The sequence below is a fragment of the Streptococcus sp. oral taxon 431 genome, from assembly GCF_001553685.1.
Lineage (GTDB): Bacteria > Bacillota > Bacilli > Lactobacillales > Streptococcaceae > Streptococcus.
Genome location: NZ_CP014264.1, coordinates 325,166 through 348,600, shown reverse-complemented (window position 1 = coordinate 348,600; position 23,435 = coordinate 325,166). Strand labels below are relative to the sequence as shown.

Here is a 23,435-nt window from a genome sequence, read left to right as displayed (position 1 = left end):
TCTCAAGCCAAGCCCCTTTTCCACTGCACCTCAACGACTAATCAAGGAGGATAGCTATGAAAGCTGTTGTTGTAAATCCAGAAGGCACTGGTGTTGCTATTGAAGAAAAAGTTCTCCGTCCACTCGAAACTGGGGAAGCTCTTGTAGAAGTTGAGTACTGTGGTGTCTGCCACACTGACCTCCACGTTGCACATGGTGACTTTGGTAAAGTTCCAGGACGCGTTCTCGGTCACGAAGGTATCGGTATCGTCAAAGAAGTTGCTCCTGATGTTAAAAGCCTAAAAGTTGGTGACCGTGTCAGCGTTGCTTGGTTCTTTGAAGGCTGTGGTATGTGTGAATACTGTACAACTGGGCGCGAAACTCTTTGCCGCACAGTGAAAAATGCTGGCTACTCAGTTGATGGTGGTATGGCAGAACAATGTATCGTAACTGCAGATTATGCCGTTAAGGTTCCAGAAGGTCTCGATCCAGCCCAAGCTTCTTCAATCACTTGTGCCGGTGTTACTACCTACAAGGCTATCAAAGAAGCAAAAGTTGAGCCAGGTCAATGGGTTGTCCTCTATGGTGCTGGAGGACTTGGTAACTTAGCTGTTCAATACGCTAAAAAAGTATTCAACGCTCACGTTATCGCAGTAGATATTAACAACGATAAACTTGCTCTAGCTAAAGAAGTTGGTGCAGATATCGTGATTAACGGTCTTGAAGTCGAAGATGTCCCAGGCCTTATCAAAGAAAAGACAAACGGTGGTGCTCACTCAGCTGTCGTAACAGCTGTATCAAAAGTTGCCTTTAACCAAGCAGTTGACTCTGTTCGTGCAGGCGGTCGTGTAATAGCTGTCGGTCTCCCATCTGAAATGATGGACCTTAGCATCGTCAAAACAGTTCTTGACGGTATCCAAGTCATCGGTTCTCTCGTTGGAACACGTAAAGATTTGGAAGAAGCCTTCCAATTTGGTGCTGAAGGTCTGGTTGTACCAATCGTTCAAAAACGCCCTGTCGAAGATGCCATTGCTGTCTTTGATGAAATGGCTGCCGGAACCATCCAAGGTCGTATGGTTCTAGACTTTACTCATTAAGATAAATAATAAATGCCCAAACGAGGTAGGGACAGAAGATCCTACCTCGTTTTTTTTAGCAATAATACTCTTCGAAAATCTCTTCAAACCACGTCAGCTTCGCCTTACCGTACTCAAGTACAGCTTGCGGCTAGCTTCCTAGTTTGCTCTTTGATTTTCATTGAGTATAACATTTTGATACGACAACTAATTGGACTTAGGGCATTTTTTAGACGCTCAAGAGCACTAGTGAAGAAAACGTCATTTTTCTAGACAAATTCTACAAGCAAACAGCGGATTGTTGAAACATCAGGGACCGGGACTAGAAAGTCGTGAGTTAATTCATTGACCTCTGCTCACCCATTTTTTATATTAAATTTTTTTACCATTCTATAGACTATTCCACAAAAAGTTGATATATCAATATTTGCAAAAATAAAGCTTTGAGATTTTTTTCACTCTTTAGTATAATTAGTTGCTTTTTTTCTGAAAACGATTTATACTTAAGGAGTCTTAAAGTTTTCTTAAACTAAGAGTCAAACATTTTATAAGGAGGAATGACAATAATGAGTATCGGAATCATTATTGCGAGCCACGGTGAATTTGCCGCTGGTATTCATCAGTCAGGATCTATGATCTTTGGTGAACAAGAAAAGGTTCAAGTTGTAACCTTTATGCCAAACGAAGGTCCAGATGATTTATACGCCAAGTTCAACAATGCTGTGGCTGCATTTGACGCAGAAGATGAGGTTCTAGTCTTGGCTGACCTTTGGAGTGGGTCTCCATTTAACCAAGCTAGCCGCGTAATGGGAGAAAACCCTGAGCGTAAATTTGCCATCATCACAGGACTTAACTTACCGATGTTGATCCAAGCTTACACAGAGCGCCTTATGGACGCTGCTGCTGGAGTGGATAAAGTCGCTGCAAACATCATTAAAGAGGCCAAAGATGGCATCAAGGCTCTTCCAGAAGAGCTAAATCCAGCTGAGGAAGTTGCAACTGCTGCAGCTGCTCCTGTAGCCCAAGCTGCTATCCCAGAAGGAACAGTTATCGGAGACGGTAAATTGAAAATCAATCTTGCTCGTCTTGACACACGTCTTCTTCACGGGCAAGTCGCAACTGCTTGGACTCCAGATTCTAAAGCAGACCGTATCATCGTTGCTTCAGATAACGTAGCAAATGACGACCTTCGTAAAGAATTGATCAAACAAGCGGCTCCTAACGGAGTGAAGGCTAACGTTGTGCCAATCCAAAAATTGATTGAGGTTGCAAAAGATCCTCGTTTTGGTAACACACACGCCCTTATCTTATTTGAAACACCTCAAGATGCCCTTCGTGCTATCGAAGGCGGTGTGCCAATTAAGACTCTTAACGTTGGATCAATGGCTCACTCAACTGGTAAAACAATGATCAACAACGTATTGTCAATGGACAAAGATGACGTTGCTACATTTGAAAAAATGCGTGATCTTGGTGTTGAATTTGACGTACGTAAAGTGCCAAACGACACTAAAAAAGATTTGTTTGACTTGATTAGCAAAGCTAACGTTCAATAATTAAAACTAAATAGAAAAGGAATAAAACCATGTCAGATATTTCATTCATTTCTGCTATCTTGGTTGTAGTTGTTGCCTTCTTCGCAGGTCTTGAAGGTATCCTCGACCAATTCCAATTCCATCAACCAATCGTAGCATGTACCCTTATCGGTCTTGTAACTGGTAACCTCGAAGCAGGGGTTATGCTTGGTGGATCACTTCAAATGATCGCCCTTGGTTGGGCTAACATCGGAGCTGCCGTAGCTCCTGACGCTGCCCTTGCCTCTGTTGCCGCTGCAATCATCATGATTAAAGGTGGTAACTTTACTACTGAAGGTATCGCAGTCGCAACTGCTACTGCAATACCTCTTGCCGTAGCTGGACTTTTCTTGACTATGATTGTTCGTACAATCTCAGTTGGTTTGGTTCACACTGCTGACGCTGCTGCTAAAGAAGGAAACATTACAGCTGTTGAACGCGCTCACTACTTTGCCCTCGCTCTTCAAGGTCTACGTATTGCTATCCCAGCTGCACTCTTGCTTGCAATGCCAACTGAAGCCGTTCAAAGCGTATTGAACCTTATGCCAGAATGGCTTAAAGGTGGTATGGCTGTCGGTGGTGCTATGGTCGTTGCCGTTGGTTACGCATTGGTTATCAACATGATGGCTACTCGTGAAGTATGGCCATTCTTCGCTATCGGTTTTGCTCTTGCAGCAATCTCTCAATTGACTTTGATTGCCCTTGGTGTCATCGGTGTTGCCCTTGCCTTCATCTACCTCAACCTTTCTAAACAAGGTGGAAACGGCGGAGGAGGAGCTGCAACTTCTAACGATCCAATCGGTGATATCCTAGAAGACTACTAGAAAGGGGAACAATCATGGCTGAAAAAATTCAATTATCAAAATCAGATCGCCAAAAAGTTTGGTGGCGTTCACAATTCCTTCAAGGTTCTTGGAACTACGAACGTATGCAAAACTTGGGTTGGGCTTACTCTTTGATCCCAGCTATCAAGAAACTTTACACTAAAAAAGAAGACCAAGCTGCTGCTCTTGAGCGTCACCTCGAGTTCTTCAACACTCACCCATACGTAGCTGCCCCAATCATGGGGGTTACTCTTGCACTTGAAGAAGAACGCGCAAACGGTACTGAAATCGATGACGCTGCTATCCAAGGTGTTAAGATCGGTATGATGGGACCTCTTGCTGGTATCGGTGACCCAGTCTTCTGGTTTACAGTTCGTCCTATCCTTGGTGCCCTTGGTGCATCACTTGCTGCAACTGGTAATATCGTCGGACCACTTCTCTTTTTCTTTGGATGGAATGCTATCCGTATGTCTTTCCTTTGGTATACACAAGAGTTTGGTTACAAGGCTGGATCTGAAATCACTAAAGACATGTCAGGTGGTATCTTGAAAGACATCACTAAAGGAGCTTCAATCCTTGGTATGTTCATCCTTGCCGTTCTTGTACAACGTTGGGTATCTATCAACTTCACTATCAACCTTCCAGGTAAACAATTGTCAGAAGGTGCCTACATCGTCTTCCCAGAAGGTCCTGTTACAGGTGGAGAATTGAAGGGTATTCTTGGTCAAGCACTCAGCGGATTGAGCTTGGATAGCGTTCAACCACAAACCCTTCAAGGACAGTTGAACTCATTGATTCCAGGATTGATGGGACTTCTCCTTACTTTCCTATGCATGTGGTTGCTTAAGAAAAAAGTATCTCCAATCACAATCATTCTTGCCCTCTTTGTAGTTGGTATCGCAGCTCGTTTCTTCGGTATCATGTAATCTCGACGAGAATGTATAAACAAAAAAAGAATCAGGTTTATCACCTGATTCTTTTGGCTCTTTGTCAAATAGTGTTGATGAAGAACCTAATGAAAAAAGAATCCAACAAAAATTGGACTACCTGTCTCCGGTTGAATACCGAAGACGGTAGCCCTAGGGTGTTTTTATTAAATTCTCACTTTTTGGGGTCAGTCCCTAAGCCTGATAGTAATTTTTTGTTCGTACTATTCCCCTTTAGTCATTTACTACTTTAAGTTGCATTGCTTTAGCTACTTCTTCTGCCTTTGATCCCTTAGGTGTATGGATTTCTACATCTGGGTTACAGTTATCCACAAAATAGAAGTATTCTGTAATTTCTGTTACACTTGCTGGAATTGTAATAGATTTAATTGATGATGTCCCCCAGAATACTAATGTTCCAATACTCTTTGTTCCTTCTGGGAATACAACTGATTCTAATGAACTGTCAGAGTTGAAAACATCATCTTCTACTGTTTCTATTGACTTACCAAAGTGGACATACTTTAACTTATTGTCAATCGTAAACGCACCTTTTCCAATATATCGTACTGTATCTGGTAAAACGATTGCCTCACAATGTTTCAAGTTCGCAAGACCACGTTCTCCAATTGCGATAACAGGTTTACCTTTAATTTCCTTTGGTACACGAACAACCTTATCGTCAGAAGTACAACTATAGATGACATAACCTTCTTCCCACAAATATACGCATGTTAATATATTAATATCTTTAAGGATTTATAACTATAGTTCCTTAATTTTCCCAGTAAAAAAACGAAAGGCACCACAAGTTATTTATGTGTTTTCTTTAAACGATTCATGTACTTCTGTCGCAACTTCTCACCCGCCTTTAATTGCGGTTGCGATAGATTGAGGACCTAAATATGCATCCCCTGTTATTAGTTCATTTCTATTGTATTCTGATGTTGACCGAAAGTCAAATTTTTACCTTTCATCTAGAACACTAAAGTCTACTTTTGTTCAATTGCTGCAACGACAAGGTCACATGGAATAATATGTTCACTACCTGCCACTTCATGCGTTGATCTTCTTCCACTTTCATCTGATTCACCAAGTTCCATTGTAATAACCTTTACACCAGTTACTTTCCCACTCTCATCACGCAATACTTCTTTAATATTCTCTAAGAAATGGAATGTAACACCTTCATTGTGTGCATCTTTGATTTGTAGTGTAGCTTCTAGTATATTGTTCATATGGTCATTATCCTTTTGTTTTAGGTTTAGGCGCTTTTAATATAATGGATGTTGGCCTTTTTGTATACACTAAAATAGGGTTGGTAGAAAATTTCCACCAACTCTAAAAATTATAGAACCACACAAAACCCTGACCATCTCTGGTCAGGGTTTTGTATTTCAAAAATTATTCTGTAAATTCTATAGTTACTTTTACTTCAGAATCCATTGAAGAAAATATTGTTTTATAATAATTGATTGCAGATTCTTTAATTTCACTCTTAAATTTATCTAAATACTCTGCTTGTTTATCACTAGAAAGTTGGTTTGTGACCAATTTCCCAGTATCAACATCTTCTGTAGTCCCACTTAACAACTCTCCATGATCATCATACAAATTGTAAGGATTATCTTTTGAAAGTTCCACACCAATTACTTCAAATTTTGGAACAATAACCTTATATTCTTTTTCACCTATTTGTTCAATCTTTACACTACTTTTAATCCCAAATTTAGCTTTATAATTTAAAATTACTAATGCTGTTTTTTTAGAGAACGGCACATCAAACCCAAAAACTTGAGTTGTTTTTGTTTCAGAAATAATTTCATTAATTCCCGCATTCAAAAATACAACTTCATTCACTTTTTCAATACTTTCGATATTAATTGACGATTTGACTTCTGATTTATGTTCCTTAGGTAAGAAAAATAGCACTCCAATAGCTATAATAGCTATTAATACCAGATTCAATAGAACACTAAACTTATTAAATTTCTTCTTTAATATAGACAAGATAAAAAAACCTCACTTTAAATAATCTATCTAAATTTTACACATTCTAAAGAAAACAGTCAATATTTTTTCGTACTATCTTCTAAAATTAATTGTGCCTATTAAAAATGAAATTAGTTTGTTGCATTTGATTATATTTTTTGAACACCAAATCCATTTAAAATTGAGTGCTATTTTGAGCACTAAAAAAGGGCTCTTTGTCAAATAGTGTTGATGAAGAAATTTAGGAAGGGATTAAGCAACTAATTGTTGCTTAATTCCTTTTTGTTTTGGGCCAAACATTTTTGTTATTAAAATAATCCTATTTCTAAAATGGTAATAGTTTCTAAAGCCGTAGGCATTTCTTTTAAGCACTTTTATTTTATTGTTTATTCCTTCAATAGGGCCATTTGTTCTAGTTGGATACTCACAAGTATTTTGAATATATGGCAAGTAAGTCATAAGAGTCTTTAATACTCTTTTTAAACCAGGAGATAGGTCTAATTGCGTAGCTGCTTCAATCGTTTCCTTGAATTCTATATAATCTCTATCCTGTATACATTCACGAAGTGAATGTACAACCTCATAATCATTTTTTAGAGATGGATTGTTTTCTAAGATATAATCTACGATTCCTTTACTTGTTATGAAGCTTTCAAAAAGCTTATAACGATTATATTTATAGTTCTGAAGTTCATTAGGGTTCTTTAAAATTAACTTCCAATAATGTTTTAACTTTCGATATAATTTAGGATTTTTATAACGATGCTGATTCATGATACGTACCCGAGTTCGATTTAATTCTCTATTCAAGGCTTGTACAATGTGAAAAGGATCAATGATAATTTTTGCGTTAGGAAACATTTCTTTTATTAATTGAATGTATGGCAAGTACATATCGATGGAGATAGTTTTCACCTTTAATCTAGTCTCAGGCTCAAAACGATAAAAATATTGTTTCAAACTGTAAGATTTTCTACCTCGTACAACATCGACCAACTTGTGTGTAGTGCTATCACAAATAATGAAGCTCATATTGCTATCGGAAGATTTAACAGATTTAAATTCATCAAAACACAAATGCTCAGGTAAATCATGTAATGGTTTAATCGTTAATAATCGTGCTGTATCATCTATGATACGTCTAACGGTATGAATTGAAACATTTGTTTCTTTGGCAATATATGTTTCAGATACTGTTTCACTTATTTTTGCCTTAATTTCATTTTTTAATCGTTTCGAGATATGACAGTATTTTTCTACAATTCGACTAGTATCTGCAGTAAATGAAGAACCACATTCTCTACAGAGAAATCTCTGCTTTCGTAGATTTAAGTAGGCCGGAAGGCCTGAAACAGAACAGAGAGTGATACGAGAAGTTTTCGTCCCGTTTTTAACTATATTGTTATTTTGGCTAACGCACCCACAAACGGCACAAAATTCTGGTTTATGCGTATATGTAGCTGAATAAAAGAAAGATTTTCTATTTTTTATCTTCTCTTGAACATTATTATCCCAAATAATGTTTTTATCTTTGATTTGTAGTGTAGCTTCTAGTATATTGTTCATATGGTCATCATCCTTTTGTTTTAGGTTTCAGCGCTTTTAATATAATGGATGTTGGCCTTTTTGTATACACTAAAATAGGGTTGGTGGAAAATTTCCATCAACCCTAAAAATTATAGAACCATTCTTTTTATATCTCATTTATTCTGCCAAGGCACCCATTGGATCCCATGGTGCAAGGACGATTGGTTCTGCTTCATAGGCAGCTTGTTCTTCTTCTGTTAGTAATTCCTTACGAACAACGATTTGGTAAGTGTATTCATCCATCCAAGCGTCTGAGGCAACAAAGTATCCATCTGTACCGACCTTGTCTCCCCAAGAGTTTTCAACTTTCCACTTGACTGATTTACCGTTTTCGTCCAAATCAACACCTGTCAAGACCATAGCGTGGGTCATTAAGCTTTCGCTGTAGTCCAAACGTCCAGCCTTGTCTTGAGTGAGTTGAATATCCATACTTGATTCAAAGTCATAAACATCTGTCGCAAGGATTCCTGCTTTACGGTTGCTGAGCTGGCCGACATCTGAACCAAACCAAACAGTTTCTCCTGTTTGCATTTGGGCAATCGCCAATTCTTTCAAGCGTTCCATCGGTACGTTAATGTAACGAACTGCACGGCTACCAACGACATTTCCCAACATCTCAACTGTATAAGATTGACCGTAAGGTTTATCAGCAGTTGGAGCATTGATCACAGAAACATAGTCTTCTAATGGAAGAGCGACATATTTCTTGTAAAACTCTTGTGGAGTAATGCCTTTTTCGCTTTGGTAGTTATTATCTTTATCACGATAAGCAAAGTCAAACTGACGTGGTGGAAGTCCTAGTGACATAGCAAGGAAGTTAAAGATTTCTTGCAAGAGGTCTTCTTTCTTAGCCTGAACAGTCGTTTGATCCGCACCTGAAGCTAATAGGTCACGCAAGATTTGAGCATCTTGACGAAGCAATTTGTTAAGGATTGCATTGAGCTCACGACTGCTGCTAGATGAAACAGACTCTGGATAAACAGACTTAGGAACGACACCATATTTCTCAAAGAGAGCCACAACCATATCCCATTGACCACCATCTTGTTGTGGAGTTTGGAGTAGGAAGCTAACCTTGCGGCTTGTCAATTCTTGGTCTGCAGTCGCAATGACTTGCTCCAAGAACCAGTTTGATTTTTCATACTTGTCCCAGAAGAAGGTGTGGGCTTGTGACAATTCAAAGTTTTCAAGTTTGTATTGAGTGATGAGTTTGTGACGGAAGGTATTGAGGGCCGCAAACATCCAGCAACGACCAGATGCTTTCTGGTTAGTAACCTTGTCCTTTGTCAAATCAAGTGAGAAAACAGGTGTGTTGTCTACATGGCTTTGACGACGCTCAAGGGCTGCAAAGATTCCATTGTGGCTAGCAGCATTTTCGATAGCTTGGTATTTGACATTTGCTTCATAGTTGGCAAATAATTTATCTGTAAATGATTCTTGAATCGCGTTCATAAAATCCTCCTTTTATTCTACAGTCTATTATAACTCTTTTCACAAAGGAAGCAACCAAAAACTGAAAAAGCCAAGGATATTTTCCTCACCTTTTTCAACGATTACACAGTTTACCTAACACTTTCGAGCAAGCCTTCTAATTCCTCTTTGGTCAAGCGACGCCATTCCCCACGCTTTAGATTTTCATCTAAGGTCAAAGTTCCCATGGTCAGACGTTTCAAGTTCACCACTTCCTTGCCACAGTAGGCAACCATGCGTTTAACCTGATGGAATTTCCCTTCTGCAATAGTCACACGGATTTGGCTTTGATTCTTTTCTGGATCTATGGACACAAGCTCCAGTCTAGCAGGCTGACAGGTAAAGTCCTTGAGCGGAATGCCCTTGGCAAATGTCTCAATGTCTTCATCCGTCATGATTCCATCGACTTGCGCCAGATAAGTCTTATCCACATGGCGTTTTGGTGAAAGAAGAGCATGAGCCAACTGGCCATCATTGGTCAAGAGCAAGAGTCCATGCGTATCGATATCCAAACGCCCTACTGGGAAAACTTCCTTTGAACGAGCTAAGTCATCCAACAAATCCAACACAGTCTTATGTTTAGGATCTTCAGTTGCTGAAATAACACCCTGGGGCTTGTTCATCATATAGTAAACAAACTCCTCGTAGGTTAGCTTTTGCCCGTCAAAACAAATCTCATCTGTCTCTTCATTGATTTGCAGCTTGGCAGATTTTTCCTTTTTACCATTGACCGTCACGCGCCCAGACTTTAGAAAGTTTTTAACCTCTGTCCGACTTCCTACGGCGCAGGAAACCAAATATTTATCTAATCTCATAGCACTATTATACCATGAACAAGCTTAATCTTAGGACAAAAAAATAAGCCGCCTGATTGGGCGACTTTATTTTATAGGGAGATTATTATGAAAAATTTTAGGAGTTAAAGTTAAGGTCTTCTTAACTTATGCTTATAGTATAAGCTAGTTTCCTAAAAGTTTTCTTAAAATTTTCTCCTCAAACTTAAATTTCTTTAAATCTTCACTGTTAAAATCAAACGTTCTAGCAATATAGATAAAGATTAGTTAAAAGTTAAAACCATAAAGAGGAGCAACAACGCAAATAGTGATAAGCTAACAAGCAAGGTTAAGACTTTAACAAGCGTATTGCTTTGCCAATAGCTAGGCTTTCCGATATTACTAGTAGCATCCATAGAAAATATTTGAGTTTGCCGTGGTTGTATCGTTACAAGAATAATTAAGGAAAGAGCTAAAATAATGGTTAAAATTATCAATAATTCTGTCATTTAACTACCTCAAAAGCCCTATCAAGGTAAATAATAAACCGATCAAAATAATGAATCCTATCAAGAAAGAAAAGGTCTTACTAATTTTTTCACCACGTGTAGACTTTTCTTTTTTGATGGGTTGTTGTTTCATCTCTTCCATGCGACCTTCAACATCTTGATAAAATAGATCTTTTTTAGTCATGGCTTTCTCCTAAAATGGTTTCCATCCGCTCCTGATACATAATTGGATCTACATAATTGGCGTGGTACCCTTGATCTCCAAGAGCTCGTCCCATCTCTTTGACATGAGAAAGGGCTAACTCAATGGTGTGAATCATGTCGTCAACTGCTTCCTTAGCGAAAATATGATTCGGAGCTGTATAGCGACGGTTATGGGCGGTTTCTTCAAAAGCTAGGACCAGTTGGTTGTGTTCAAAAGCCTGTCGAACAGCCTGAAGCAATTCATTCCCATAGTTGATATCCAAGTAGATATCTGATAACTGATAAAGCTCCTGAACCTTTTGGGGACTCGCATTTTGATAGAGTACGACATTGGGATAGCGGAGCATATCCAGTAACTTGGATGACATCTCTGTCACTGCTGCTATTCGGAAAGTGACCCTTGGTAAACTCTCCACCAGTTTTTCAATTTGCTCGAGTTGGTCTGAATTGGTCACTATCAAGGCATCAGAACGAACAAAATTATCGCGCTTAAAGTGATAATGATAGCCTAGATGACTAAACTTATGATGGAATTTTTCATCGGTCAATTGCAGAGCGCGTTCATAAGTCGCATAATCTGGAATGATAATGGTCTTAGCTCGAAGCTGGTCATTCTCCAAGATCAGTTGCATATTTCCTGGAATATGATCCTGCAATGGTTCTTGCCAAACTAGAATATCCTGACCTGATTTTTCTGGGAAATGGAAGGAAGTCAAAAACGATGTAGACAGGGTATTAAAGAGAATGTGGTCAAGATTCACTTTCAAACCTTGTAAGAAGTCTATGATAAAGGCCACTCGACCAGAAAAATGGCGCAAACCTTGCCCTTCCAAGGTCAAAAGAATATCACCTGTGACATGATTTTCCAAAATAACTTCTTTTTGATCTACGTTCCGATAGGAAGTCATGATAGCTTGCCCCAAACCATCATAGGTGGTTTTAGCAAAGCAAGCTCCAAAACGATTGTAGTGATCTACTTGAAAGATCCGACCTGCTGGTGTTTTCCATTCGACTTTTTTTACCAAACGAGCCTGTAAGCCATCTGCAAAATGAATCACTGCTCGTTCTTGATTAAGGTCATTGATGGTCCCAAATTGATTATTACCAGCAATCTCCCAAAAATCTGGGACAGGAACTTGATTAAAGTACAAGGGTTTACCCCTGTCATAACCCAAATAATAGGTGAAGGGTGAGACAACTCCATCTGGTAAAAATCCATCGGGTTCAATAACCACAGTCAAATCAGACAGTCCTGCCGCAGTCAGACTATAGTGCAAATCTTGACTTTCTTGATTATATACATCAAATAACTGAATCATCCACTACCTCCTTGATTGTTTTTTCCCATTTGTTCAAAATCTCTTGAGTCAAGAATTTCTCAGCAATCTGGTAGGATTTTTCTCTCATACTTTCCAAACGATTTTCCAAATACAATTGGCAAATCTTTTCTGCATAGGCTTTCTTGATTTCATCTTCGACATGGTCAGATGAGCTTGGAATTAAGTAGCCATTTTCGCCATCTTCGATGAAGGTTTGATTTCCATAAGGAACATCAAAACCAATCAATGGCAAGCCCGAACCAATTGCTTCCATGAGTGTTAACCCAAATCCTTCACTTGTAGAAGCAGTTAGATAAACTTCATACTGTAAATAGATTTGAGAAAGTTCGGCATGGCCCTTGAGTTTAATATACTCTTCTGCCTGACCTGCAGCGATAATCTCATGAAGACGTCCTTCTTCACCACCACTACCGTAGATATCAAAGGTTAATTCTGGTAATTCCTTATGAGCCTCAATCACAGCCTTGACAAGCCAATCAATGTGTTTTTCCTTAGCCAAACGAGAAGCTGTAATGAGCGAAAATGGTTTACGGCTCTCTTGTGGTTTTGTTAATTGATCAACACTTCCAACTGGAATGGTCACAATCTTAGGTGCATGCGAGGTATATCGAGCAAACTGTTGCTCTAAGACTTCCTTTTGACGATCCGTTGAAACGATAAAGAGATCGACCTTATCTGCATTGGTAAACTGATAGTCATAATAGTTATTCCAAAGGATATAATCGTCATTTGTCGCATTTTCACTGTAATGCTCTGCATGAACAACTACCGCTAGATGTGCCGCTTGCGCTTCCTCAAAAACAACCTGACCAATCCCTGTCTCACGATCTAAAATTACTAGATCTGATTTACTTAACTGAAGTGTCTGCATGAAATAACGAATTAAGGCAGGCTTCCCGTATAAAATGCGATCCTTGAAACGATAAACTTCCTCAGTTCCTTGATTCATGAACATCTCATAAGCCGGAGTCCCATCTTCATTGTAGAAGGTTCTTTGGTAGAGGGTCGCTACATTGTCTTTAGGAGCAAAATATTCTGTGCAATAGCGTGTGTAAGAGAAGTAATCTTTGCGGATTAATTTACCAGCATACACATACTCCACATGTTGAACAAAATCTTTTTCCTCATCTACCAAATAACAAGTGATAAACTTGTCTTCATCTGAGAAGAAGATTCGTTCAATTTTCCCATTTCTTTCACGACGGCTTTCTACGCCTTCAAAATAAGCCAAAACATCAGCTACCGTCACACTGGTCGGTGCAATTTTGATATCTGTAAAGTGAGTGTAAAGCCAGATGATTTGATCGTCATCAAAGCCGATATTTGCGGTTAGGTGCTGGATATTATCTCCCAAAATCATGTCTGTAAAGATAAACTTCGACGGCAGATTCAGGCTGCGAAAAATACCCGCACGATAAGCCTGGGCATATTCAACACCACTGCTGGCCCAACCAATTCCTAAATTTATATTGTAAATTGTCATAAATTCTCCTTTTATGGAAAATGGGTTACGATTTCACCCTTAGGTCCCATCTGTACCAAGCCCATCAAGATATTTCGTACCATATCTGAACGAATTTGCTCTTTCATGGCTTCAAATCCCATATAGGCTTCTCGGTAGTATTCTACGATAGGGTTCATTTGACTGGCTGATTGTCCGCCAATTGCCATCATCAATTGTTGCAGGTAGTCCACCTGTTCTACCCAGTTATCATCAATGGCTTTAAGCATGGAAACTCTCAAAAATTGGTCATATAAATCATGAGGTTCTAACAAGGTCTTCTTATCATTTAACTCACTGTTAATGATCTGAATCAAGAAATTTCTCAACTCTTGTTCATCTTCAATGACTAGATCAAGAGGTAATTCTCGGATATTAAAACTGATATTCGTGACAATATAGTGAAATAATTCTTCTCTAGTTTTTATGTTTTCAGATAAAATTGTTTCAATATACTCGTCAATCATCTCAGATAATACATCTCGAAGATCCCTATCACCGTTTATTAAACGATTTCTTTCCTTATAGATGAGATCACGTTGGATATTCATACTCTCAGCATATTCTAGTGTTCTCTGTCTGTTGGCGCGACTAGCACTATCACTTGCATTTTGAGCCTTCTCAACCAGTCGGTGATATTTTCTTCCCTCAAGGATTTGTGGTTGAGTAATATCAGCAACACTATACTCCTTGTACATTCTGTGAACCCAGGATGGACCAAACTTCTTGATAACATCATCTTCTAATGATACAAAAAACTTCGACAGACCTGGGTCTCCTTGTCTACCCGAGCGTCCTCTGATTTGCAGATCGATTCGCTGGCTTTCCATTCGTTCTGTACCGATGACTACTAGGCCACCGAGTTCTGCAACACCCGGTCCCAATTTAATATCTGTTCCTCGACCTGCCATGGATGTTGCAACCGTCACGGCTCCCATCTGACCTGATTCTGAGACAATTTGTGCCTCACGCGCAGCATTATTGGCATTCAAGACGTTATGGGCAATTCCTTCCCGTAACAGTAGGGACGAATAGAGATGCGACATCTCAACAGATCCGACAAAGACTAGTAGTGGGTTTCCTTTGATATGGTATTCCTTGATACATTCAAGTGAAGCATAAACCTTTTCTGGTAGTGTTACATAAAGATTGTCTGGATAGTCTTTTCGGATTAAGGGACGATTGGTCGGAATTCGGATAACAGACATATTATAAGTTTCCAAAAATTCCTTCTCTGCGACCTTCCCAGTCCCAGTCATTCCTGATATCTTATTAAACATTTTGAAAAGACTTTGATAGGTGATAGAAGCCATCGCCCGCGTTTCAGGAGAGAGTTTCACATGCTCCTTGGCTTCGATAGCCTGATGAAGACCTCCCTGCAACTTGGTCATTTCCATCAAACGACCTGTTCCTTTATCCAAGAGAATCATTTCATCATCTCGAATGATATACTCCTTATCTTTCGTAAACAACTTATGAGCTCTCAAGGAATAGACTAGATGTCGTACATAAGTCGCGTATTCTTCCTTATACAAGTTATCAATCCCTAGGAAGTTTTCAGCAGTTTTAGCCCCCTTTGTAGTCAACCATATCTCTTCTTTTTCTTCTTTAAAGATATAGTCTTCATTTTCAACCATGGTCGTTACTAAAGTATCGATGATGCCATAGTAGTTGGACTGAACGCGAGGAGATCCCGCAATGATGAGTGGGGTCTGTGCACTATCTAGTAAAATATCATCAATTTCATCAATGATGACATAATCAAATGGGCACAAAAACTTTTCGTTACTACTGGAAGCCAGATTATCAGTTAGATAATCAAAACCTAGACTACTATTGGTCAAATAGATAATATCTGAGTTATAAATTTTCCTTTTATCTTCGGCTTTTAATTCTTCCTCAGGATCATCAGTGAATGGGATTCCTATACTCAAACCTAAGAATCGATAGACCGGCCCCATTTCCTCTGCGTCACGCTTTGCAAGATATTCATTGGTCGTAATCAACATAGCGCCTTTTCCAGTTAGCGCATTGAGATAAAGAGGCATGGTCGCAGTCAAAGTCTTTCCTTCACCAGTATTCATCTCCGCAACGTTCCCCTGGTGGATGACAATGCCCCCCATAACTTGAACATCATAAGGAAACATTCCTAGGATTCGCTTATCAGCTTCTCGTACAACTGCAAAAGCTTCAACAAGTAAGTCATCTAGGGTTTCCCCCTCTGCTAAACGTTGACGAAACTCTACCGTTTTTGCTGCCAAGGTTTCATCGCTAAGAGCTGCCATCTCATCTTTGAGACCATTGATCTTTTTTAAAGTAGCTCTGACTTTTCTGAGTTTTCTATTTTGATACAAACTATTAAACACGATCATACTCCTTAATTGAGAAAGAATAAAAATCGAGTGACTCAAACCCAGCAGCAATGAGAGAAACTCTATAGGTATAAGCATCCTCAGGATAAACGAAAGAAAAAGATAAGGTTTTTTCAACTTTTTCTTCTAGCACTTCGTCGTAACGGTCCAAGAAAACTAGTTTGATGTAAATGCTATTTTCAGGATAACAAGTCATATTCATGGTAAATTGATAGCGATGATTTCTTTTTAAGAGAGGTAGGCTGGGTTGACTTCTACCACCTTGATAATTCAAGCTTGAAAGCCATGATTTGAGAACTTCTCCTGGAGCTAGTAATGGATTTGAAAGACTGATATGGCCATCTTCCCAAAACTGAACTCGAGTTCCATACAGGTAAGTTGCTCCCATATCTCCCCAGAGTATGTCTTCTCTTTGATTTATAATCATGTCTCACCTCTTCCAAATTCTGCTTGTAATATCATATTATAAAAATGGATAAACCAGGTAACGTTGGTCCCTGTATCATCATTGTGTCGACCGGCTGTTCCCTTTGATAAGATCTTCGCTCCAGTTTGACAGAGCGTAGTGACTAGCTGATCATAAGCATGACTATCCATATCTTCATCCTTCATGTAAGAAAGACCAAACGTCGTTTGAGAAAAATCTGCTTGTTTGAAGGCAGACCAAAAACGGTTATCCAACTCATCCATGTGGGCTGGGCTGATTCCTCCAGTTTGATGATGAAGTACGTCGAATCCTGTTGGAAAGACACCTGGTGCTTCCAATCTACCACGTCTTGCAATTGTTCCCAAATTTGCTAAGGGTTTACCTACAACGATTCCTTTCGGTTCGAAGAATGAGCCATAGTAAAGAGAGGGGAAGGTTCCCATTGATAAACCTGATAAGATCAAATCTTTTTTATCAAAACCTAAGTATTCCTGATAATGTTCAATCGTTTGTTTGATTTTTTCTTCTAGTTCTTCACTACCTAGGTAAAATGCTCCACCTTCTAATCGAGGATCAGAGAACAGGATGAAGGGACACTTAAAATTTTGCATCATCCAGTATCCTTCAAATCCCTCGGCAGAACGAAACCCTGCGAAATAAACAGCTAATGGTGGTTTAAAATCGCCAGGATGGAAGAAGTAGTTAATCTCATCACGCTTGTTATCGTGTAAGATATTCCCTCCGAGAACAAATTTCCCAAAGTACTTCCGACTCCAACGTTGGTGTAAACTTCCTAGTTTTAGGATTCCCTGACCACGCGCCTCGACAGACATACAGAGGTAGGAATTGTAATCCTGATCCATGATTAGGGATGTCTTCAGGTCCTCTTCTGTATAGATCAAGTCTTCAACTACATCTGAAACCGAACCTTCAGGCATTTTTTTTACCCGAAACTGAAATTCTACACCTTCACTTTTTTCATACTCTAACCACAATTCGATTGGAAGTTTTGTTGAAGAGACAAAGTTATATTTCCAAGTAGCTACTGGAGAAAACTCAGAACCAAAATCCCCCTCTAAGAGCAGATACTCAAATCCTTGATAAGAAATAGATCCCTTAAAACTTGGATGAACCTCAATTGTAGCTGGTTTCATCTTGTCCCCGTATCCACCACCAAATAAGGAAGTAGATAAATCTTTTAAGAGCTTCTGTGGGTCTGAAAAGTCAATTGCTTGGGCACAGCGTTTTTTGATTAAATCCAAAATAAGAGGATTGCTTGTTTGAAACTCTTGGTTATAGAAAATCGTATAGGGCTCGATTATTTTAATAATTGGGAGTAGGTCAATCAAGTAACGGCCATCTTCGATGAGAATTGCATTGAACTTGCGAATCTCATCCATTTTTATCGTTTCCTTAAGAGCCTTAGGAGAATTAGGATAAATATAATACCATTCCAATTTCTTAGGGATCTCATAACGATGTTTCCAATTTTCTGTCCCTATCTGTAGGATTTTAAGATCCTTTGACATTTGTACTCTCCTCTATCCATTGATCTAGTTTTTCCACAAATTTTTCACCTGTATGTTCCTTGATCTTATCAATCGAGTAAATCAAAGACTGATTCCACTCTTTTAGGGTATCCAGGTAGTAATGGGCTGCTTTCTTAAATTCTGAGATAGTAGAAAGCAGGTAGCCATTTTTCAAATGGTCAACATAGACAGTCTCTACTTGATTCACCTGAGGAATCCCTGCACTAATTCCCGCTATTTGGGTATATAGGTGAGGTTGGGGATTCAAATCAACAATCAAACGAACATATTCTAAGGTCTTAATCATTTCCAATTCATCATTGATGTTTAACAAGCGGTAACGGAGTTTCTGCTGAGCATTTTCCGTTAAAGGATTTTCAGCCCCTTCAAAGTCGATTGCTTTCTCAAAAATTTCTGCTGAGAATTTTTCATCTATAATTTCCTGAATTACCTCTGCGACTCTCTCCATCTGATCGTTATTGGCAGCAAAAGCACCAAAAATTACCTCAGTGTCTTTGGTCTCTGCAAGGAAGGATAAGATTTGGAAAAGTCCTTCTTTGTCCACTTCTTCTTCAAAATTAAGTTGATAGTAAATAATGGATTCCCTCTTTGTCTGACTTTTTCCTAATCTCAAACGAGTATCAAATGGCGATAAATGTTTGAACAGATTGTATTTATCTGGATACAAGTCCTGCAAAAGCTGAAGGCTATCCTCCCTATCAACCAAAACCAAATCGACCTTGGATATAGGATCAAGTAGGTCTCTCATAGCCTCCTTTGGATTACGACCGATGAAAAGGCTCAAGATTTTTGGATTTGCTTCGGGTAAACGTTCTAAGATGAAATCGTTATGTCGCGAATCAGATGGGACAATAAACAAATCACCACTCTCATGAATCTTTTCGAGTCGTCTCTCGAAAAATTCAGCAACTAACTGCCCCATATCACTATAATGGAGCGAATGAAAACGAAAGGCAAAAATAGGATTAATCTCTACCCTACCATCCTCTTGCAAATACTCTCTGAATTGCCAAATTCCTTCAGGATTCAGGTAATCTTGATAAGCTGGATAATTGTCCTGATAATAAATGACGCTCGAAACAAAGCCTCGATCATCCATAATATAGTGACTGGTCATCCGACCTAGGGTATCAAAATACTGGATATCACTAATAAATCCTTCCACACCATGCTCAATCTGGGCATAGCGTTTTCCATCTTTTTGGACAATAATGGCGAAAGGACTGTACATAAATTCACAGTCCTTATCCCACTCAATATCTCTGATATTTAGTACTCGTGGAGAAATATCAGTAATATCCTGCATCTCATCAAAAATAGAATATACTTCCGCCTCTAAAACACCATGACGATGTAAAAAATAGCGAAGATGTGGTTGATAGGCTAAAAGCAATAGACATGTTGATAGTTCCTGTCTATGCAGCATCCGAATCTGATTAAAGGTATCGTCAAATTCTAATTTAAAAGAAGCACGATACCATGGAATGAGATCAGCATGCCACTGCCGATGGCTACCATACCAAGCCGGAATAAAATAATACATTACACTCTCCTAAATCAGTGGTTTATAAGTTTCGTTTAATTTCAGTGCTCTAATTTCATCTTTAATGTTAAAGATCATACCACTTAAAATCATAAATAAACCTGGTATCATACTCACTCTCAATAATTGTTCATCAACTAAAACAAACAACATCGGTAGACCTGCGAACAACACATTAAAGATACCACCTACAATAGCAAACTTGAATACTAGATTATTGATATATTTACTAGTGTCCTCACCTGGATAGATGCCATAAATATACTCGCCAGATTTTTTCATCCGTTCCGCCACCTGTTCTCCACTAATATTGACAAAAGCAAAGGCAATACTAAAGACAAACAAGGTCGCTATATAGGTATAAATCCACAAGGGTTTCCCCATCGCATATTGGATCGTTATTTGTTGATAAACTGGATTTCCTGGATCAAATAATTGCAACAAAAGAAGCAAGTAAGTTGGTAAGTTAATTAAACTCATCACGTACATGAAGGGCATCCCACCTGCAGGATTCAGCATTATATCAAAATAAGAATAACGCTTAAAGCGAGAGTGAAGACCAATCTTATTGACTGGAATCCGATAACGAGCACGATAAAAAATTGCGATGAGATAGGCAAATACGATCCCCATCGCTCCAAGTATTACGATAATCCACATAGGAATCCCTAATTTTTGTATGGATTGTACAATGTCTTGGGGAATATAAATAATCATACTGGTCAACAAGATGACAATAGAGCCACCAACACCTATCACCGAGTTAATATCTGATAACCATATCAAGAAAAAAGTTCCGGCTATCAGCAAGGTCGTGTTGAGTATGAGTACCAAGAGTGTATTATAATTGTCCTTGATTGGTAGATTTACCGCTAAAGCTAGCGATTGAATCAAAGCGATTGTCAAGGTTAGATACATCTTTCTCCGATCTTGAACCTCTGCCGAACCAGAGGCAAGATTCAAACGCTTAGAAAAGGAGAACATCTGCCATAAAATCATCGATGACATCCAAGGAGATAAACCGACTGAAAAGATTGACAAGCTCCGTAAATTTCCACCTGTAATTGCGGTTGAAAAGGCCAAATAGGCGGTAGCACCACCAAGGAAATCCCTGCTATTCAAATCGATAAAAGGAAGAGTAATCCGACTCCCTAATACATAAATAAAGAGCAGAAACAAGGTTCCTAGGCCTTTCTTTACTGCTATTGATGAAAAAAATCGTTTCACGAAATACTCCTTTTCATTAGTTATAGGTTGCGGTCAAATCACTCAAGCTGTTGTTACAAATGAGATTTGAAAATTATATCATTCTTCACTCATCCTCTAATCTTACAGGTAACTCTCAATCACTTGGTAATTAGTTAGTATCCAAGTTTTTCATAGCAGCTACCAAGTCCTCTGGTTTATCGATAGAGAAAATGCCATCATAGATACTATCTTCAGCTTTTTTTCGAGTGTCTTCAAAAGCAAAAATTTTCTTTCCTCTTTCTTTTGCTCTTGAAACTACATCCAAGACTTCATCACCCCTATTAATATCCAAGTAAACACTAGAATCATCCAATAACCAATCAATTCTTTGATGAAGGATAGACTGGTACAAAGTCATATTAGGATAAGAGGATAGCTTTGTGACCGACTCAATACAGTAAACTGGAGCTGCTAGATGGAAATGCCAATCTGGTAGGCTACTAATCAAATACTCTAAATGCTCTACATTAGCACTCCAAGTCACAATCATCGCTTGTTTTTGAGATTGATTACTCCGTTTAAAGTAGTTCAAACTAGAACGTTTAAAAGCAATCTCTGTCCAATCCAAATCTCTATAAGTCCACCAGAGTTCACGAAGCCGTGAAATACTGTAGGTGTTCCATGGCTTATCATGACTAGCAAAATGAACAATTACTGGTGGCTGATCGTCCAGACGTTGACACTTCTGAGTTAGGTGATAGATATCTACACCTACCATATAATTATAAGTTTGGTCTAAGGGCAGCCATTTGTTTTCAAAGTAAATATTTAAAATACTTTGGTCCCCTAGATGCACAGCCTGATTCTGTTCTGCTGCTAATTCTAATAGACTATTAACAATTGAGTGCTCTTTCCATTTTGCGACATCCATGATTAAAACACCAGAATTAAATCCTGATTCCCTACCTTCGTAGGCATATACATCATCGACAGCACCTACATAATAGCCTTGAAGATCCATTGTATATAAAGGCGACAAGTCCCCTGTCACAATGATATCTGAATCAAGATACAGAACTCGTTCAGAATGAACCACTTCCGTAGCAAAAAAACGAAAGTATGAAGCGTAATTTAAATGAGGGCCGGTCTTATAACCTTCAAATATCTCTTTGCTCAAATGGACATTGTGAATAGTAGAATTCACAACTGTCATTTTCTTTGCTAATAACTTGAACCACTCTGGTGCGATATCACTATTTAGTATATAAAAATCAACATCTTGATTATGATACAAAATCGATTTAATGGTTGTTTCTAACTGAATGAGATAGGCATTATCTGCTGCTAGTACAATTGACTTTCTCACAATTCTCTCTCCTTCATATAGCACTTAATTGCTTCTACCAATTCTTCTGGTCGACTTTCAGAGTAAATACCTGCATAGCAATTATCAGGCAAATCTGGACAACGACTACTATCAAAACTGAGCATCGGCTTTTGGTGTTTTTGAACCAAATCATAAATGTAAGTTAGTTTTTGGTCCATGTTTAGGTCTAAATAAAGATCCGCTTGTTCAAGAACATTCTCCACTAAAAGAGGGAAGGAATTTGGATAGAGGGTCACATTTTGAAAAGCTGATAAACGCTTCAGTTCATCTGCCATAAATGTCTGAGCAGCAATGTAAAAATGGACCTCAGGCAAGTGTTGAGCCAGATAATCTATTTTCTTAACACACCAAGAATTTGTTAGGTTCATGCACTTTAACTTGGGTTTGTATATATCTGTAGCATAAACAAGATTCTTTTCTCTCCAAGTAGATATGATATATGACCACTCCATCATGGAATAGTGCCACCATTGGTCTCTGAGACGACCAACAGAAAATTGGTTCCAAGGTTTGTCTGGAGAGATATAGTGTAAAATTTTTGGAAGAGGTGTTAGCGGAAAATCAAAGACAAAACGATGATTCATTTCAGCTGCACCAGCATCAAAACCTATTTGAAAATTATAGGTATCTTCTAGCTGATAACAACTATCCCTAAAGAGAATATTGAGAATAGACTGATCTCCTTCTCCCACGTTTTCATGCTCTCTCTCAGTTAAATCAACCAATCTCTGTCTGATATTATCTGATTTCCACTTTTTATTATTGATTAATAATACTCCTGCATTAAAACCAACTCCTGCACCAAAACAAGAACGAGCTGCTGCCAAATAATTTTCTTCTAGATCTATTTCAAACAGCTGACTTAAATCACCAGTCACAACTAAATCACTGTCTAAGTAGAGGACCTTATCTTCTTCGACAAAATCTGGAATAAAGTAGCGGGCAAAGGTCATGTGATTGATATGAGGCAACTGATTAGTCCAGTTCATCTTATATTTTGCTCCAATAACCTTGCAATCAATCAAATTCCCACCCATTTGTTGAATATAGGTTCGAATATTCATAAACCATTCTTGTGGAATATCTTGATTGAGTACATATATTTTCAAATGGCTATTATGGCGACAGATTGATTTTATAGCAGTTTCAATTTGACGAATATAGGCATAATCTCCTGCAAAGATAACTGACTGCTGTTTTTTCATTCGTTCTC

The 23,435-nt window shown here is 38.6% G+C and carries 22 protein-coding genes; 5 read left to right on the top strand and 17 right to left on the bottom strand.

Annotated elements, in window-relative coordinates:
* Window positions 1-56 precede the first annotated feature (56 nt).
* The 5 genes from adhP (at window position 57) to AXE83_RS11710 (ending at window position 4,530) form a co-directional block, all read left to right on the top strand.
* Window positions 57-1,076, top strand: coding sequence for an alcohol dehydrogenase AdhP (gene adhP, locus AXE83_RS01680; RefSeq protein ID WP_060955182.1), 1,020 nt, complete (start codon window positions 57-59; stop codon window positions 1,074-1,076).
* Between the two features lie 545 nt (window positions 1,077-1,621).
* Complete coding sequence (locus AXE83_RS01675) at window positions 1,622-2,611, top strand: PTS sugar transporter subunit IIB (RefSeq protein WP_060955181.1); 990 nt, start codon at window positions 1,622-1,624, stop codon at window positions 2,609-2,611.
* A gap of 29 nt (window positions 2,612-2,640) precedes the next feature.
* The gene (locus AXE83_RS01670; RefSeq protein ID WP_060955180.1) at window positions 2,641-3,453 is read left to right on the top strand and encodes a PTS mannose/fructose/sorbose transporter subunit IIC; all 813 of its coding nucleotides are present in this window, start codon (window positions 2,641-2,643) and stop codon (window positions 3,451-3,453) included.
* Window positions 3,454-3,467: 14 nt separating this feature from the next.
* Entirely contained in the window at window positions 3,468-4,379 is a 912-nt protein-coding gene (locus tag AXE83_RS01665) for a PTS system mannose/fructose/sorbose family transporter subunit IID (RefSeq protein WP_045763029.1), read from the top strand.
* Between the two features lie 61 nt (window positions 4,380-4,440).
* The gene (locus AXE83_RS11710) at window positions 4,441-4,530 is read left to right on the top strand and encodes an IS3 family transposase (protein ID WP_367400507.1); all 90 of its coding nucleotides are present in this window, start codon (window positions 4,441-4,443) and stop codon (window positions 4,528-4,530) included.
* 83 nt (window positions 4,531-4,613) lie between these two features.
* On the opposite strand, the gene AXE83_RS01660 is transcribed toward AXE83_RS11710, so the two are convergent.
* From AXE83_RS01660 to AXE83_RS01580, 17 genes are all read right to left on the bottom strand, one after another.
* The gene (locus AXE83_RS01660; protein ID WP_223299868.1) at window positions 4,614-5,102 is read right to left on the bottom strand and encodes a leucine-rich repeat domain-containing protein; all 489 of its coding nucleotides are present in this window, start codon (window positions 5,100-5,102) and stop codon (window positions 4,614-4,616) included.
* A gap of 269 nt (window positions 5,103-5,371) precedes the next feature.
* Window positions 5,372-5,617 (bottom strand): hypothetical protein, encoded by a 246-nt coding sequence (locus AXE83_RS01655; RefSeq protein WP_004238875.1) that lies wholly within the window; start codon window positions 5,615-5,617, stop codon window positions 5,372-5,374.
* Between the two features lie 166 nt (window positions 5,618-5,783).
* A complete protein-coding gene (locus AXE83_RS01650) occupies window positions 5,784-6,347 on the bottom strand; it encodes a DUF4230 domain-containing protein (RefSeq protein WP_223299867.1) in 564 nt (187 codons plus the stop codon).
* 276 nt (window positions 6,348-6,623) lie between these two features.
* Complete coding sequence (locus tag AXE83_RS01645; protein ID WP_060955178.1) at window positions 6,624-7,937, bottom strand: ISL3 family transposase; 1,314 nt, start codon at window positions 7,935-7,937, stop codon at window positions 6,624-6,626.
* Between the two features lie 138 nt (window positions 7,938-8,075).
* On the bottom strand, window positions 8,076-9,410 hold the full coding sequence (gene pepC / locus AXE83_RS01640) for an aminopeptidase C (RefSeq protein WP_060955177.1): 1,335 nt from the start codon (window positions 9,408-9,410) through the stop codon (window positions 8,076-8,078).
* A gap of 110 nt (window positions 9,411-9,520) precedes the next feature.
* Window positions 9,521-10,243 (bottom strand): pseudouridine synthase, encoded by a 723-nt coding sequence (locus AXE83_RS01630; protein WP_060955176.1) that lies wholly within the window; start codon window positions 10,241-10,243, stop codon window positions 9,521-9,523.
* Between the two features lie 242 nt (window positions 10,244-10,485).
* The gene (gene asp5, locus AXE83_RS10400) at window positions 10,486-10,710 is read right to left on the bottom strand and encodes an accessory Sec system protein Asp5 (protein ID WP_081108275.1); all 225 of its coding nucleotides are present in this window, start codon (window positions 10,708-10,710) and stop codon (window positions 10,486-10,488) included.
* Between the two features lie 4 nt (window positions 10,711-10,714).
* Window positions 10,715-10,894: an accessory Sec system protein Asp4 gene (gene asp4 / locus AXE83_RS01625; RefSeq protein ID WP_049508236.1), complete on the bottom strand. Its 180-nt coding sequence runs from the start codon at window positions 10,892-10,894 to the stop codon at window positions 10,715-10,717.
* Window positions 10,887-12,233 carry an accessory Sec system glycosylation chaperone GtfB gene (gtfB, locus tag AXE83_RS01620; RefSeq protein WP_060955175.1) on the bottom strand — a complete coding sequence of 449 codons (1,347 nt, stop codon included), beginning with the start codon at window positions 12,231-12,233 and terminating at the stop codon, window positions 10,887-10,889. Before gtfB ends, asp4 begins: the two co-directional genes overlap by 8 nt.
* A complete protein-coding gene (gene gtfA / locus AXE83_RS01615) occupies window positions 12,217-13,737 on the bottom strand; it encodes an accessory Sec system glycosyltransferase GtfA (RefSeq protein WP_060955174.1) in 1,521 nt (506 codons plus the stop codon). Before gtfA ends, gtfB begins: the two co-directional genes overlap by 17 nt.
* A gap of 11 nt (window positions 13,738-13,748) precedes the next feature.
* The gene (gene secA2 / locus AXE83_RS01610; protein WP_443031033.1) at window positions 13,749-16,127 is read right to left on the bottom strand and encodes an accessory Sec system translocase SecA2; all 2,379 of its coding nucleotides are present in this window, start codon (window positions 16,125-16,127) and stop codon (window positions 13,749-13,751) included.
* On the bottom strand, window positions 16,114-16,554 hold the full coding sequence (asp3, locus tag AXE83_RS01605) for an accessory Sec system protein Asp3 (RefSeq protein ID WP_060955172.1): 441 nt from the start codon (window positions 16,552-16,554) through the stop codon (window positions 16,114-16,116). Before asp3 ends, secA2 begins: the two co-directional genes overlap by 14 nt.
* Window positions 16,551-18,083, bottom strand: coding sequence for an accessory Sec system protein Asp2 (asp2, locus tag AXE83_RS01600; RefSeq protein WP_060955171.1), 1,533 nt, complete (start codon window positions 18,081-18,083; stop codon window positions 16,551-16,553). Before asp2 ends, asp3 begins: the two co-directional genes overlap by 4 nt.
* On the bottom strand, window positions 18,067-19,647 hold the full coding sequence (asp1, locus tag AXE83_RS01595) for an accessory Sec system protein Asp1 (RefSeq protein ID WP_060955170.1): 1,581 nt from the start codon (window positions 19,645-19,647) through the stop codon (window positions 18,067-18,069). Before asp1 ends, asp2 begins: the two co-directional genes overlap by 17 nt.
* A gap of 9 nt (window positions 19,648-19,656) precedes the next feature.
* Window positions 19,657-20,874 carry an accessory Sec system protein translocase subunit SecY2 gene (gene secY2 / locus AXE83_RS01590; RefSeq protein WP_060955169.1) on the bottom strand — a complete coding sequence of 406 codons (1,218 nt, stop codon included), beginning with the start codon at window positions 20,872-20,874 and terminating at the stop codon, window positions 19,657-19,659.
* 130 nt (window positions 20,875-21,004) lie between these two features.
* The gene (locus AXE83_RS01585; protein WP_060955168.1) at window positions 21,005-22,201 is read right to left on the bottom strand and encodes a glycosyltransferase family 8 protein; all 1,197 of its coding nucleotides are present in this window, start codon (window positions 22,199-22,201) and stop codon (window positions 21,005-21,007) included.
* Window positions 22,198-23,427: a glycosyltransferase family 8 protein gene (locus tag AXE83_RS01580; protein WP_060955167.1), complete on the bottom strand. Its 1,230-nt coding sequence runs from the start codon at window positions 23,425-23,427 to the stop codon at window positions 22,198-22,200. The genes AXE83_RS01585 and AXE83_RS01580 overlap by 4 nt, the downstream gene beginning before the upstream one ends.
* Window positions 23,428-23,435: the final 8 nt, after the last annotated feature.